Source organism: Chryseobacterium sp. CP-77, assembly GCF_036362765.1.
Taxonomy (GTDB): Bacteria; Bacteroidota; Bacteroidia; order Flavobacteriales; family Weeksellaceae; genus Chryseobacterium; species Chryseobacterium cupriresistens.
In genome coordinates this window covers 1,627,180-1,642,956 of the sequence record NZ_CP143637.1, presented here as the reverse complement: position 1 = coordinate 1,642,956, position 15,777 = coordinate 1,627,180, and the positions used below count along the sequence as shown (strand labels likewise).

Sequence of the window (15,777 nt, the reverse complement as noted above, 5' to 3'; positions counted from 1 at the left end):
TCGTCAAAAATACTTCATTATTAGTAAAAATAAAAAGGGAAGTGCCGAACAAGTTTCCACCCCGAACGAATAGTAAGCGTCATCTCTTTTATTTTCAGAGAAATAGATAAGAATATAAGTTATGATACTTGTTATAAAAAAAGCAAGCGCATATTCCAAATCAAGATAAAAAACAGAAATGATACTGCTGATGAAAACAAGTCCATAAGCAATGTACTTGGTATTTTGTACCCCAATCAGCATAGGAAAGGTTTTTACGGTATCGCTGTTCATATCGCGGATATCAAAAGGAAGAACAAGTGCGGTGATAAAGAAAAAGCTGATCAGAAAAATAGGAATACTAAATTCCGGAAGGGTAAGCCAGCAATTAACCAATGCCCATACTAATCCTACGTAGAAAACTTTCAGTAAAGGGATTTTCCGGATATAAACATCAAGAAAAAAACTATTGTAAAGCAATCCCAATATGACAATGATAAACCACTTCAGAAGCCTTATTTCATTGTGATTATGAATGATTAAAAAAGCACAGACAATTCCTGCTGCTGCATTGAGAACAAGTATTTTTAGAAAGTGCCTGGTATATTGGTATTTAGTATACAGATAACCACTGAAATAAGTAATAAAAATAAGTGCAAAGGTAGGGAAACGGAATGTGTTTTGCTCTTTCATGAAAAATACTGCAAAAAGAGTTCCCATAAGAGAGACATAAATCTGGCTGTCTATAACGGTTTTTTTCAGTATTTTTAAGATGTTCATTTATCAAAATTAATATATATGAAAAGATTTTCCAAGATTTTTCTGCTTTTGCTTGTAATGCTGAGCTTTTCAATGGTATCCGCACAGAAATATTACGATACCCAATGGAAAAAAGTGGCTGAAAATAGTTCAAAAGGAGCTTATAAATCTAATCTTCCCATTATTTTAGACATACAAAAACAAGCCATGAAAGAAAATAATGCCTTCGAGCTGATCCGTTCTCTGAAAGCGGAATTCAGTATTGTAAACCAAACTGTTGACGATGATCAGAATGATGCTGCTTCTCAGTTTTTTAAAAAACTTAAAGAGGCAGAAGGAAAAATAAACGGAGAAGGTAAACTGGTGTATAAAGTTCTGCTGAATGGCTTTTTTATGGATTATTATCAACAGAATTCATGGAAAATAAACGGAAGAGCCAACATCAACTCTCAGGATGTTTCGCAGATTGAAACCTGGAGTAAACTTGATTTTAAAAATTACCTGACTAAAAACTTCCAGGAACTTGATAAAGAAAAATCTGAAATGAAAAAGATCTCTTTGGAAAAGTATAAGAATATCTTTTCAGAGACAGGAGACTTTGCCTATTTTCCGACATTGGCGGATTGGTATGCTGTTAAAAAAATAACGTTTCTATCTGAAAACAACATTTTTACCAAAAATGAGCTGACAGCCAACCGTACAGTAATCAATGCAATGTATGATGAACTGATTGAACAGAATACGGGAAATCCAAAGTTGTATTTCATGAAAGAAAAAATTACGGAAAACTGTAATTTCAATCATTGCAAGGATAAACTTCAGCAGCTTCAGAATCTTTTGAAATCCCATGTGGAGGGAGATTATAAAGTGGTTATCATGGGAGATATCATGGATGAGCTTGTGGGGAAGAAGCCTAAAGAAGCTCTTGCATTAGCTGCACAGGCTAAAAATGAATATCCGAAATCTGTTTTCCTGGAGAATATTAAAAGTAAAGAGGCCCAGATCGTCAATCCTTATCTGACTTTAAAATATGAATCCCAGACCCAGAATAATCTGTCTGTTCATTTTGTTGCGCAGTATAAGAATGTATCAGAATTTACCCTGAATATTTATGAAGTAAAGGATGATTTTACATCATTCCTTCAATACGTTCAGAATTCTTATTCCAATACTTTCGGAGATCTGAAAAAGAATCTGGTAAGAAAAGAAACATTCCAGCTTCCGGATCCTAAAGATTATCAGAATCATACCACTTCACTCGAAGTAAAACCTCTTCCATCAGGAATATATGTAGCAGAATTTACGGTGGCGGGAGCAGATATGAAAGATACAGATTCCAGACAGAATTTATATTTTCTGGTTTCCGGAAACAGAATTATTTATCAATCGAAAACAGACAGAAACCCTCTTTCGGATGAATTGAAACTGGTTAATAGTGGGAATGGTAAGCCTTTGGCTAATGAAAGTCTTCGGTTTTATGAATTTGTTTCCGGTGAAACATTAAATAAGATTGAAGGAACAACCAATGCCAACGGGGTATTTAAGTTTCCTTCCACAGACAGCAAAGAATATTACAGAACTTTCCTGATCCAGCAGCCTAAAACCAATGATTTTCAGATCATGCAGGTGTACGGAAACAGAGGATATGCTGATGATTATAATCCAAATAAACAAACGCGTTCAACGGCTCAGATTTTTATCGACAGAGGGATCTATCGTCCCGGACAGACTGTTTATTTCAAGGTGATCAACACCAGAATGAATAAGGAAGTTGAAGCAGTTCTTTCAGGACTAAAACAAAAAATCACTTTATTGAATACCAATAGTGAAGAGGTTTCTTCCCAGGAATTTACCACCAATGAATTCGGTTCTTATCACGGAAGCTTCATCCTTCCAAAAGGAAAACTGAATGGTAATTTTTACTTGAGAATAGAAGGGGAAAGTGCTGGATATAAAAATTTCAGGGTAGAAGAATACAAAAGACCAAAATTTGAAGTCACCTTTGATCCTGTAAAAGAAGAGTATAAGTATGGCCAAACAATTGATTTGAAAGGAAAAGCTGTGATGTTCTCGGGTGTTCCGCTGAGCAATACTACAGTGAATTATGAAATCAAAAAACAGAATATCCGATGGAGATATTTCAGCTGGTATCCACAGAATGATGATAATGAAAATTCAATTTTAGGCGAAGCAAAAACCAATGAAAAAGGAGAGTTTATCATTCATTTAGAACTTAAAAAAGATGAAAAACTGGAAGGAATACAGATTGATAATTATGCCATCAATGCATCTGTTACAGATATCAATGGAGAAACACAGACGGCCGATACCCAATTGAAAGTAGCATCAGTTTCTCATTACATTCAGGCAGAAAATATCAGCAATATTTTTACAGACGAAAATGTAAAAGTAAAGGTGGAAACCAAAAATTATAACGATCAGAATCTTAAAAAGCCCTATCAGGTTAAGCTATTAAAACTGACCGCTCCTGACAGGATTTTCAGAGAAAATTTCAAATCTGATGTTCAGAACCTTCCGAAATATTCAAAAGAAGAGTTCATCAGCAAATTTCCACATGATCTTTTTGATAAAAATGATGAGATCAAAAACTGGAAAACCGAAAAAGTATTGATTGAAAGACAGCAGCAGCCATCCGCTGATAATTCTCAGGCAGCAGCCAGTCTTGAGTTAGGAAAACTGGAAGCAGGAGATTATCAACTTGAACTTTTCAATATTGAAGGAAAAGATACCATCAAAACTTCACAGTATTTCAGTGTCTGGGATAAAACAGTTTTAAAACCCAATCAAAAAACTTTCCTTACGGTTATCGCTCCCAAAGAAGAATTATCAAGAGGAGAAAAAACAAAAGTGTATGTTTACTCAGCAGTTCCTGATGCACTGGTGAATGTTTTTGTGCAGGATGGATCCGGGAAGACGGTTTCAGAATTTCATCAGTTGAAAAACGGAATATTAGAATATACCGCTGAAATTCCTAAAGATAAAAGTGTTTCGGATCTTAACCTTCAGTTTCAGCTGGTAGCATTTAATGATGTGAATACACAATCTGTTTCCTTAAAAATAAAAGACACAGAAAAAGCTTTGAAAATTGAAACAGTAACCTTCAGAGATAAGCTTGAACCTAACGTTAAAGAAAAATGGACGGTAAAAGTTACCGGAAATGACAAGGAAAAGATCAATGCTGAGGTATTAGCGAATATGTATGATATGTCTTTGGATCAGTTTGCTGCAAACAGTTACAGCTGGAGAAAATTATATACTCCATTTGTAATGGTAACTTCTTATGGAATCAGAAATTATCTGGAACAGCGAAGCTATCAGAAGAGATTGAGATATTTGCAGGACAGATTTATAGCAGTTCCTCAGTTCAATTGGTTGGATGGAAAATGGGGAGTGGGAAATGATACTGATGGTGACGGCGTCAGCGATAACAAAGATGCTTGTCCTACTGTTCCAGGAATGTTTGAATATTCCGGTTGTCCTAAACCTAAGAATGTATTAGCCAGAGAAGTTACTAGTTATAGAAAAATGAATGCTCAGATGGCTTTACCGGCTTCTCCCATAGCGAAAGAAGAAGCAATGGGATCTAATGCAGACGGTGTTTTAGATCAGGATGATGCTGTAAAAGAGCTGGAAAAAGTAGCCGTTCGTCAAAATCTTAATGAAACTGCCTTCTTCTATCCGGATCTGAAAACCGATGCCGAAGGAAATGTCAACTTCGAGTTCACTTCTCCCGAAGCACTGACAAAATGGAAGCTGATGTTCCTTGCCCACACCAAAGATGCAAGAGCTGCTACCCTGGAAAAAGAAGTGGTAACGCAGAAAGAATTCTCAGTAACGCCAAATTATCCAAGATTTTTAAGAGAAGGTGATGAGCTGAATTTACAATCGAAACTATCCAATCTTACCGATAAAAAACTAAACGGTTCTGCGGAATTACAGATTTTAGATGCCTTTACCAATGAAAATATTTCTTCGAAATTCGGAATCACTTCAGGAGTACAAAACTTTAGTCTGAATGAAAACGGAAGCAGTGCATTAACATGGAAATTGAAAGTTCCGGACAATGTTTCCTCAATTATCTTCAAAGTGGTGGCTAAAGCAGGAGCCTATTCTGACGGAGAACAGCAAGCCATTGCTGTATTGCCTAACAGAATGCTTGTGACGGATGCTGTTCCGGTTTTTGTGAAAGAAGGCGAAACCAAAACATTTGTATTAGATAATCTTAAAAATAATACGTCCACAACGGCTTCCAATGTTTCCAATACGTTGGAACTGACGACGAATCCGATCTGGGAGATCATGTTTGCGCTTCCAAGTCTGAAAAATGATCAGAACAATTCTGCGGATGTTATCTTTAATAAATGGTTTGCGGATGTGCTGGCCTCAGAAATTTTCAAAGCCAATCCGAAAATGAAAACGGTTTTTGAAGAATATCAGAACAAAGGATTATTACAATCAAATCTGGAAAAAAATCAGGAGTTGAAACAGTTGCTGCTTGAAGAAACTCCGTGGGTGCTGGAAAGTAAAAATGAGGGTGAGCAGATGCAGAAATTAGCGTTGCTATTTGACGTTAATACAATGAAGAATTCTATCAATCAGGATTGGGATGATTTCAAAAAACTACAGAATCCTGATGGTGGCTTCTCATGGTATCCCGGCTACCCAAGTTCTTACGGAACGTCATTGTATATCCTTAAAAACTTAGGAAAAATCAATGCCTGGTTAAAAGATAACGTGAAAGACTATCAAAGTGCTGATCAGAAAGTTCTTGTAGCAAAATTGATTCAGTATGTAGACAATGAAGTTGCCAAATATTATGATGTGAAAAAAGACAATGTCTGGAACAACTGGGCGATCGATTATCTTGATACCAGAAACTATTGGGAGCAGCAATATCCTTTAAAAGGAAAAGGTGCTACCTTAAAAACATTGGTGAAACAAAAAGCAAAAACAGCGAAAATCACCGACTTTACATTCTTCGGGCTTCACCGCGCGGCATTATTAATGAACGATTATGGTCTGAAAGAAGTGTCAGATAAGTTAATGACTTACCTTAAAGAAACTTCCACAGATACCAAAACACAAGGAGTGTATTGGAAACAAAACCTGAATGATTGGGGATGGTTTGGTTCAAAAGTAGTTAACCATGCCGGAGCAGTGGAAGCTTTCAACAAATTGAAAGCTAATGATCAATCTTTTATTGAAGATATGAAGATCTGGCTGGTAACCCAAAAAGAAGTCAACTCGTGGGGAAGCTCAAGAGGAACAGCTGAGGTGATCTTTACCATTTTGAATTCAGGGAAATCATGGACTGGGGCTGAAAGTGATAAAGCAACAATTATTTGGGGAGGAAAAGAACTGACTCCTCAGACACAGGCAACTGGTTATGTAAAATCAACCATTAAACCGGAAGCTATAGATAAAAATTTAGCCACCGTAACGGTTACAAAACCTGGTCCCGGAATTGTGCAGGGAGGATTGTTCTGGCAGTATTACGAAGATCTTGATAAAATTAAATCTTCTGAAAATTATATTTCTGTAACGAAAGAGCTTTATAAAAAAGTGAAAACGGTAAACGGAGAAGAGCTTCAGAAAATTTCAACAGAAACCCCATTGAAAGTGGGAGATAAAGTAACCGTAAGGATGATTCTGAATACAGACAGAGCCATGGAATTTATTCATATTAAAGATATGCGTGCAGCAGGATTCGAACCTGTAGATGTATTATCCGGATATCAGTGGAAGAATAATCTGGGCTACTATCAGTCAACCAAAGATGCTTCTACCAATTTCTATATTCAGTATATGCCGAAAGGAAAATATGTATTTGAATATGATGTAGTAGCCAATGCATCCGGTAAATTCTCCAATGGAATTACCACCATGCAGAATTATTACGCACCACAGATGAATGCCCATACAAAAGGAACTGATGTGGCGATTTCAGAATAATTTATAAAAAACTGCAGTAACAATTACTGCAGTTTTTTGTTTATAATTTTAAGCAAAATAGAATAAAATCGAAAAATCAAACAATTGTTTAATTTGGAATGGTTTTTGGAATTAAGGTAATATCAATTAAAAAAATTATTAAAAGATGAAATTTTCTAAAACTTTAATTACAGGATTGGTATTGATGGCCGGAGTAAATGCTTTTGCACAAAAGAAAGCAGAAAAGTTTGAAAAACTACAGATTGAAATGTTCCCGAAAGCAAAAGAAGGTTATAAACAAGTATATATTCAGCTTCCCGTAGCAAAAAACGAAAACGATTTAAAAGTTGAACTTTTTGTAGGTGCTGAAAAAATGTTAGATTGTAACAATTATTTCTTAATGGGAGAAATGAAAACCCAGGATCTTCAGGGATGGGGATACAACTATTATGAAGTAGAATCCAAAGGAGAAACAGCAGGAACATTGATGGCTTGTCTGGATAAAAAACTGACTAAAAAATTCGTGACACTAAAGCCTGAAATTGTAAGATACAACAGTAAACTTCCATTGGTATTCTATGTACCGAAAGATATCGAAGTCCGTTACAGAATTTTGCGCCCTGATGCTGCGATGAAAAAAGCAGTTCAAAAATAAATCAGCTTATTATAATTATAAAGAAAACTCCTCACAGCAATGTGGGGCGTTTTCGTTTTTTTCACGATAAAATAATTCGTCATGTCTTTGCTAAGTGAAACGCCCTTGCGAACGAATTCAAAGCTATCAACAATGTTTTGCGAACACTGCGTTATACTTTAGGTTTCGGCTAAAGCCAATTGAAATTTAATTTTTTTTCAAACGGACTAAAGTCCGTTCCTATTGAATATGATCTCTCGCAGATTTTGCTGATTGAGCAGATTATTCATTTTCCAAGCCTATCCATCCAGTTTGTTATTCAGTAGGAATCCAGCTTCCAAAAGTAGGATAGAGATAATATGATAAAAAAGATTTGTCATGTCATCCAATGATTAATTACTTTAATATTCCAGCCATCATGAATTCTTGTTATAAGATAAGTTTCACCTCTAGAAACACCATTATGGATTAAAATGTAAGTATCTTTTTTATCATCACATTTGAAAAGTTTGCTATAAAAATGAACATATATATTGTTAAAGCTTTGTTGGATGTATTTGGAAAACTCTTTTGAAGTAAGAAAAATTATTCTTTTACCTAAAGTATCTGTTCTTCTTAGATTTTCGTCATTTGTTACAATAACATTATATTGTAGCATATCAATGAAGCTCTTTTTATTATTATTTGAAGTAGAATTATACCTTTCCATCTGTGAAGCAAAGTCTTCTTTAAATGTTTTTAAATTCATAATAAACTCAATGGTTAATGGATCAGGATTATCAATGAGATCGTATTCTCCATATAAAGCGGCTAATAATACTTTTGTAAAATCATTGTCTATCGTTTGGTATTTTGGATTATTGTCCTCAGAGTCGGGAACTCCATCGTTATCGGTATCTTTTGATAAAGGATCGGTAAAAAGTTCCATTTCTTCTTCAAAATCATTAAGCCCATCATTATCAGAATCCTTCATGATCTCATTAATATTAATAATAACCAGTGCATTCCTTTTTAATACCTCATATTCAGCTTCACCATGTGGAAAAGTGAGTGGTCTTGTCATTCTCATAACGTCTGCTTCAATCTGTAAATGATGGCTGTCTTTCCACAATGGAAATTGAGAATTGTTTTTAAAAAAATAATTATTATTCTTTTCCATTCCGGTATAATAATTCTTCCAGGTTTTTCCATTGTCCACTGAAATTCTCAGATAGTATTTCGCGTTAAAAGAAGAATCATTCTGATAAAGTATAGCAATGATGTTATTGAACCGACCCGTTTTAATAATTAAAGGCCAAGGAATATTTCCATATTGTTTAGCAAATTCCATATCTCTAATAGAGTCTCTTAGTTTATAATGTCCTAAGAGGCTATCCGGGGCTGCGTTACTTTCTGCAGAAGCCATTTTCGTTTCTAAAGAATCTATGATATCTTCAGATTTTGAAAAACTTTTTAAATATTGGATAGATATGAATTTAAAAGGAGGAGTAAGAGCTTGTTTTCTGGTTATTTTATAATTATAAGAATATGCGTTATTTAAACTATCTTTGGCCTTTTTTAAAGCGTCACACTTGCAGATCTCCTGATCTTGTGCCATGGAAAAAATGGAGAGTAAAAAGAAGAATGCACTGAGAATTTGTTTCAAAATATAATTTTTTTGCTAAATAGATTATTGTGATTTAAGATGAAATACTGTTTTATTTTAAAAAATTATTTCATATTTCGTTATTCCGAAGATTTCAAATTTTACTATTCAGGATAGAAAATGTACTGTTGCTTTTTCAGGTCGAATGCTCTGTTATTCCTTTGTTTCCTTATGAAAATGCTTTGAAAGTTGTGCGATAAAAATTAGAGTTAAATATTTTTTCAAAGTTTTTTAGCTTTTAATTAACATTTAAACGCTTTGTTCAAAACTTTATTTTGCAGGGCTTTAAAATTAAACATATTTTAAACTTAATTTAAATTCACCGTCTTGTAGAATTATCTTTAAGGATTTTAACAATTTTTGCATTATATTTGTTATAAACATAAACCATGAAAAACAATTTATTGATTTTTACGTTTAGTTTTTTTGCGTTCCCCGCTTTTGGCTGGGCACAGTCTGCACCGGATTTTAAAGAACTTCTGGATAGTGCTATGGTTCGCGATTCGAACCTCAAAATGCAGATTACCCAAAACAAACTTACCGATCTTGACGAGCACAAACTGAAAGATATCTTTCTTCCAACCCTGGAACTAAGTGGTAAAGCAGGCTATCTCAACGGAACAGCAAGACTGACGTCACCGGAATTCAATCTCGCTCCCTTTATCAACATTCCTGAAGGGACTTTCAATAATAATTTCAACGTATCAGGTTTTTCAGGTATTGCCAAGGCAGATGCCAAAATGCTGTTGTACTCCGGAGGAAAGGTGAAGTACATGAAAAAAGCGGTGGAAGAAAAGAAAAAGTCTGAAGATATCCTTCTGGAAAAAACAAAAGATGAGGTGATTGCTACTATTTCTAAAGCATATGACCAGCTTGCTCTCATTCATCAGTCTAAAAAGGTTCTGGATGAAAGTAAAAAAAGACTGGATATCAACCGGAAAACAGCAGATAAAGCACTTGGTTATGGTTTGATAACGCCTTATGACCATAAGAAAATTGAACTTGCCCAGGCTACTCTGGATGCTAAAATGGTAGAATATGAAGGGAAAAAAGAACTTCTTCTAACTCAGCTTTATATTTTAACAGGAATCAACAGAGAAAGGCTCAGAATGATTGATCCTGTACTATCTCCTGTAGAACTGCTGGCTGCAGAAAAGGGAATAGAGCAGAGAGCTGAAATCAGAGCTCTGGAACATGGAATCAGCGCTGCAGATTATAAAATAAAAGCAGAAAGAACGTGGATGATTCCCAAAGTACAGCTGATGGCTTCCGCCTATTATATCGGATTGTACGGAAACAGAATAAAGTCATCCGAAAATGTCATTCCTGCTGTGCCAATTCTTGGATATGAAGGGAAAAAGCTGGATTGGAGACCGAATAACATCAACGTATTTCCATTGATTACTGCAGGGGTTGGTTTTAAATGGGAAATCTTTGATGGAAAAGAAGGAAAACATGCGGAAGAAACTGCCAAAGTCGGGAAAGAGGTATTGCAGAATCAGAAAGAAGACGCTTTGAAAAAACTGACATTGAATCTTGCCAATAACCAGACCAATTATGATATTGCTTCTGCACAGATTACCCTGAAAGCCAAAGAAAAAGAGCTTGCAAAAAATGCACTCGTACAGGCAGAAAAAGAATTCAGGTACGGAATGAGCAAATCTTCGCAGCTTATTGATGCCGAAAATGATCTTGAAGTTGCGGAACTCGAATACCAGAATGCCATTTTCAACCAGAGAAGAGCGGGAATAGAACTGATGAGGTCTACCCAGGAACTGGATATCACCAAATTTTATTTAATCCCTTAAAAATTTAAATGATGCATAAAAATATATCTATACTCTTCGCTGCTCTGTTTTTATTGGGGAGCTGTGACAAAAAAAACGAGAAAATCAAAGATCCGGAAGGAAAAACCAAAAAGGATGTGATCTCTTTTGCCCCTAAAGTTACCGGAAGGATTCTGAAAATATATGTTTCTGAAGGTCAGACTGTGAAAAAAGGAGATACGCTGGCACAACTTGATGTACCGGAAGTTTCTGCAAAAATTGCACAGGCGCAAGGAGCAGTAAGTGCGGCTACGGCTCAGGAGCAGATGGCAAAAAACGGAGCGACAGCCGATCAGATGAGACAGCTTCAGGCCAAATATAAAGGATTGAAGGAACAATATGAATTTGCTCAGAAATCATACAGAAGAGCCAATAATATGTTCCGCGACAGTTTAATGTCTCCACAGGCCCATGACGAAATCTACGCAAAATTACAGGGCGCAAAGGCACAATATGATGCTGTAGTGGCGGAACTGGATGATGTGAAAAGAGGAACCCGTTTCGAAAAAGTAGAAATGGCGGCCGGACAGGCATCACAGGCTAAAGGCGCTTTACAGGAAGCGAATGTAGCCTATTCCGAAAGGTATATTATTGCCACCAACGATATGGAAATTGAGACCATCAGCTTAAATACGGGGGAACTGGCAACTGCTGGTTTTGCTCTGTTCAACGGATATATTCCGGAGAGTACGTATTTCAGATTTACCATTCCTGAAAGTGCTATTTCAAAGTACAAAAAAGGGCAGGAGGTCACCATGCAGGTAGTCTATAACAAAGAAAACCTGACAGGAACTATTGTGTATATCAAACAGCTGACAAAGTATGCAGATATCACCACGGCTTACCCGGACTATCAGTTACAGGACGCGATTTATGAGATCAAAGTAAAACCCAAAGACATGAATAAGGCTAAAAATATTTTAGTCAATGCCAACGTAATCCTGAAATAAATTGAAAAGAACTGATGAAGTTTCCTGAATTTCATTTCGTTCTCCACTTATAAAAATATACAGATGAAAGAATTTTTCCGTCTTTTGAAACGTGAGTTCAAACTTTTTATCGGCAATTCTACCTTAAGGACGGTGTTCTTTTTGGCACCGGTTTTCTATGCCACCTTGCTGGGGTTTGTCTACAAAAGCGGGAAAGTTGAAAATACTCCTGTTTTGGTTGTTGATAGAGACAATACACCGTTATCCAATCAATTGACGGAAATGTTGGATGATAACAAAAGCATCAAAATTATCAGATATCTGCAGGAACCTTTAAGCATCAAAGATGAGGTGATCAGGCATGAGGCAGCAGCTGTCGTTATTATTCCCTCAAGATTTGAAGGGGATATGCTGCAGAAAAAATATCCTGAACTCAATGTGTATATCAATACAGGAAATGTTTTAACGGCCAATTTTGCTTCCAAAGCACTTCAGCTGACCATAGGAACATTTTCTGCCGGAGCTTCCATCAAAGCCCTTCAGAAAGCAGGAATGCCTGCTGCAAAGGCTGCAACACAATATGAGCCTTTCAAAGCCAATTATATAACCCTTTTCAATACTACAGGAAATTATCTGATCTTTATGTGGCCTGCAATGCTGGCAGTAGTGTTACAGCAGGTTATTTTATTAGCAATGGCGGTAAGTTTTGCTGCAGAATTCGAAAGAGGATCTTTTGTGAAAGAATATCTGAAAATGAAAAAATGGGCCTTCCCGACCATGTTGATAAAAGTCATTCCGATCTGGGTGTTTTCTGTTCTCATTGTAGGTATTTACTACTTTATGCATATGATTTTTCATGTTCCGATGCCGGAAGGAATTTTTAATTTTATTCTCCTCACAGCGGTTTTTGTAGGATCGGTTTCGTTTCTGGGAGTATTCATCAGTATTCTGATTCCGGATGCTTTGAAGGCGACACAGATTCTTATGGTCATTGCTTCGCCGGCTTTCATTATCAGCGGTTTTACGTGGCCTTTGAATGCAATGCCTGCTTTTGTACAGTTTATCGCGAATATTATTCCGTTAACTCCCTTTTTACAGGCTTTTAAAATCTTATTGATTCAAAAAGGTTCGGTAGAGCTTACTTTCCCATACCTGAAACATTTAAGCATTCTTTTAGTAATATATGCGATCATAGGCTGGATTGCTTTAAAGATCAAACTATGGTTTATTTTCAAAAAATCTGCACCACAGGAAATTACAATTGAGGACACTTCTCGGGAAGAGATAGAGTAGTTTTTGGTTAATTTGTTGCTGGTTTTTATGTTAGAGGTTGATAGGATGCTGGTTTGCTGGTTACTTTTGATAGTATTTGGGCTGGCAGGGAAAAGTACGTAAAAAATAACCCTAAAAATAGCCGAAAAACTTTCGAACTCGAATCCCGTACCCGTAACTCGTATCCCATAACAAGCACCCCTCAATTTTTTCAGCCAACGATAAAATCAAACAAAAAAACTGATATATTTGTCCATAGTAAAATAGAAATTATATGAAAAATGTATTTGATGCAAAAGATGCTCAAAACTATATTGATAGAATAAATAAGTTGGTGGAAGATACACACGGTCTGTGGGGGAAAATGACGGTAGACCAGATGCTGGCACACTGCTGTATTACCTATGAAATGGTATATGAACCGGAAAAACACAAAAAGCCGGGAGCGATTGCAAAATTTATATTAAAAACTTTTGTAAAACCTAAAGTAGTGGGAGAAAAAGCATATCCAAGAGATTCACCTACCGCTCCACAGTTTTTGATTACTACCAGAAAGAATTTTCATGAAGAAAAAACAAGGCTGATCGGGTTTATTCAAAAGACACAACAGCTGGGAGCAGATGCTTTCGATGGTAAAGAATCTTTTTCTTTCGGTAAACTGAATTCGCAGGAATGGAACAACATGTTTGCCAAGCACCTGAACCATCACCTGGCACAATTTGGCGTTTAAACACACTTTGTATGAAAAAACTTTTATTACTTTTCATTCTGGCTGCCAATTTTGCATGGGGTCAGATGCCGGATATTTCCAATACATGGCTGAATAACAGTAAACCTTATACAGGAACTATCGGAAATAAAGGTCAGGAACTGAAACTGAAGATCAATATCTCTGAGCAGAATAAAAAAAATGATCAGGAATATTTTGTTTCAGGATATTCTCTTGTGGATACCAATTACACGAAATTTGAAGGCAAAATTACCATTTTAAAATATAAGGATTCCAAAAAACAGGGAACCGTATACGGGGAGTATGAGCTGGCGGAAGAGAATAAAGGAAAACATTCCGGACTTTTCAAAGGGAAGTTTGTCTACAATTTCAAATGGAATAGAAAGACAGAGAAAATTGAAGAGCAGAACATCGAACTTACAGGCGATTGGAAAAGTTATGACGGAACCATTGAATTTAAGACCCATCTTAAAAATCAGTAAAAAAAACCTCATTATCTTATATCGAACTTAACTATACCCCAGACCTCGGGTCTTACTTTAAAAACTTACAAACATTATGAAACTAGGCGCATTTTCAATCAGCTTAAGCGTAAAAGATCTTCAGAAATCCAAAGACTTTTATGAGAAGCTTGGGTTCACCACTATGGCAGGAACAGAAGCACAAAACTATCTGATCATGAAAAACGGTTCTACGCTGATAGGCCTTTTTCAGGCGATGTTTGATGGAAATATGCTTACTTTCAATCCGGGATGGGACGAAAATGCACAGAATCTGGAATCTTTTGATGATGTGCGTGAAATTCAGAAAAAATTAAAAGAAAGCGGAGTAGAAATCGGTAGAGAAGCCGATGAAACCACCTCCGGGCCAGAACATATCTATCTGAAAGATCCGGATGGAAATATGATTCTTATAGATCAACACAGATAATAATTAAAAACACATTGATGATGAAAACATTTAAACGTATTTTTTTACTATTAGCCACATTACTAATCATTTTGCTGATTTGGGCTGCTTTTATTCCAGGTGACTGTCAATATGAAAAGTCGATTTCTATTAATGCACCTGTGGAAAAAGTATGGCAGAATACCAATACCCTCAAAGCAATGGATCAATGGAGTCCATGGAATGATCTTGATCCGGGTATGAAAAAAGAATGGACGGGAACAACCGGGCAGCACGGAGAAAAAGTTTGCTGGGACAGTAAAAATAAACAGGCAGGAAAAGGCTGCCAGGAATTGGAAAAAGTAGATGAAGCTGGGAAAAGAATAGATACGGCAATCAAATTTCTTACCCCTTATGAAAGTGAAGCAAATGCTTACGTAACAGTAGTTCCGGAAGGGAACGGAAGCAAGGCAACATGGGGATTTACTTCTGAGATTCCTTATCCTTTTACCCTGATGAAGTTGTTTATGAATATGGAGAATGCTATCGGAAAAGATTATCAGAAAGGGCTTTCACGATTAAAAGCACTGTCTGAAAAACCTCAATAAAAAAACGAACTCAACTTAAAAAAACAAAACAATTATGGCAACAGTAAACGTTTACCTCACATTCAACGGAAACTGCAGAGAAGCATTCGATTTTTATAAATCTGTTTTCGGAGGAGAATATCCTTATATCGGAACATTTGGCGAAATGCCTCCAATGGAAGGAAAAGAAACCTCTGAAGAAGACAAAAACAAAATCATGCACGTTTCTCTTCCGATCTCTAAAGAAACGATTTTGATGGGAAGCGATACAGGAGGAGAGTGGTCTTCCAACTTCAAAGCAGGAAACAACTTCTCCATTTCTGTGAACGCTGAATCTAAAGAAGAAGCAGACAAATTATTTAGTGGCCTTTCTGCAGGCGGGCAGGTAACAATGCCAATGGCTGATACTTTCTGGGGAGCTTATTTCGGAATGTTTAGCGATAAATTCGGAATCAACTGGATGGTAAACTATGACGATCCAGCTAAAATGCAGCAACATTCATAAGATATATATATTTGAATTCAAAATACCCAAAAACCGACAGGAGCCTGTCGGTTTTTTTACTGATAAGTTGC

Annotated in this window: 12 protein-coding genes; 10 read left to right on the top strand and 2 right to left on the bottom strand. The window is 36.2% G+C overall.

The window, feature by feature from the left end:
• Positions 1-3: 3 nt before the first annotated feature.
• Positions 4-759 carry a hypothetical protein gene (locus V0410_RS07385; protein ID WP_330746932.1) on the bottom strand — a complete coding sequence of 252 codons (756 nt, stop codon included), beginning with the start codon at positions 757-759 and terminating at the stop codon, positions 4-6.
• An 18-nt stretch (positions 760-777) separates the two neighbouring features.
• Here V0410_RS07385 and V0410_RS07380 point away from each other — a divergent pair, with 18 nt between their 5' ends.
• The gene (locus V0410_RS07380; protein ID WP_330746931.1) at positions 778-6,711 is read left to right on the top strand and encodes an alpha-2-macroglobulin family protein; all 5,934 of its coding nucleotides are present in this window, start codon (positions 778-780) and stop codon (positions 6,709-6,711) included.
• A 145-nt stretch (positions 6,712-6,856) separates the two neighbouring features.
• Positions 6,857-7,345 carry a serine protease inhibitor ecotin gene (gene eco, locus V0410_RS07375; protein WP_110010523.1) on the top strand — a complete coding sequence of 163 codons (489 nt, stop codon included), beginning with the start codon at positions 6,857-6,859 and terminating at the stop codon, positions 7,343-7,345.
• A 355-nt stretch (positions 7,346-7,700) separates the two neighbouring features.
• Here eco and V0410_RS07370 read toward each other — a convergent pair whose 3' ends face one another.
• A complete protein-coding gene (locus V0410_RS07370; protein WP_330746930.1) occupies positions 7,701-8,969 on the bottom strand; it encodes a thrombospondin type 3 repeat-containing protein in 1,269 nt (422 codons plus the stop codon).
• A 389-nt stretch (positions 8,970-9,358) separates the two neighbouring features.
• Here V0410_RS07370 and V0410_RS07365 point away from each other — a divergent pair, with 389 nt between their 5' ends.
• From V0410_RS07365 to V0410_RS07330, 8 genes are all read left to right on the top strand, one after another.
• Positions 9,359-10,777 carry a TolC family protein gene (locus tag V0410_RS07365; protein ID WP_047433630.1) on the top strand — a complete coding sequence of 473 codons (1,419 nt, stop codon included), beginning with the start codon at positions 9,359-9,361 and terminating at the stop codon, positions 10,775-10,777.
• 11 nt (positions 10,778-10,788) lie between these two features.
• Positions 10,789-11,745: an HlyD family secretion protein gene (locus V0410_RS07360; protein WP_062671750.1), complete on the top strand. Its 957-nt coding sequence runs from the start codon at positions 10,789-10,791 to the stop codon at positions 11,743-11,745.
• Between the two features lie 63 nt (positions 11,746-11,808).
• Entirely contained in the window at positions 11,809-13,017 is a 1,209-nt protein-coding gene (locus V0410_RS07355; RefSeq protein WP_330746929.1) for an ABC transporter permease, read from the top strand.
• Between the two features lie 253 nt (positions 13,018-13,270).
• Positions 13,271-13,726, top strand: a complete 456-nt coding sequence (locus tag V0410_RS07350; protein WP_330746928.1) for a DUF1569 domain-containing protein — start codon at positions 13,271-13,273, stop codon at positions 13,724-13,726.
• Between the two features lie 11 nt (positions 13,727-13,737).
• Positions 13,738-14,208 (top strand): hypothetical protein, encoded by a 471-nt coding sequence (locus V0410_RS07345; protein WP_330746927.1) that lies wholly within the window; start codon positions 13,738-13,740, stop codon positions 14,206-14,208.
• 76 nt (positions 14,209-14,284) lie between these two features.
• On the top strand, positions 14,285-14,656 hold the full coding sequence (locus V0410_RS07340) for a VOC family protein (protein ID WP_227943690.1): 372 nt from the start codon (positions 14,285-14,287) through the stop codon (positions 14,654-14,656).
• Between the two features lie 17 nt (positions 14,657-14,673).
• Complete coding sequence (locus V0410_RS07335; RefSeq protein WP_330746926.1) at positions 14,674-15,222, top strand: SRPBCC family protein; 549 nt, start codon at positions 14,674-14,676, stop codon at positions 15,220-15,222.
• 34 nt (positions 15,223-15,256) lie between these two features.
• A complete protein-coding gene (locus tag V0410_RS07330) occupies positions 15,257-15,706 on the top strand; it encodes a VOC family protein (protein WP_330746925.1) in 450 nt (149 codons plus the stop codon).
• Positions 15,707-15,777: the final 71 nt, after the last annotated feature.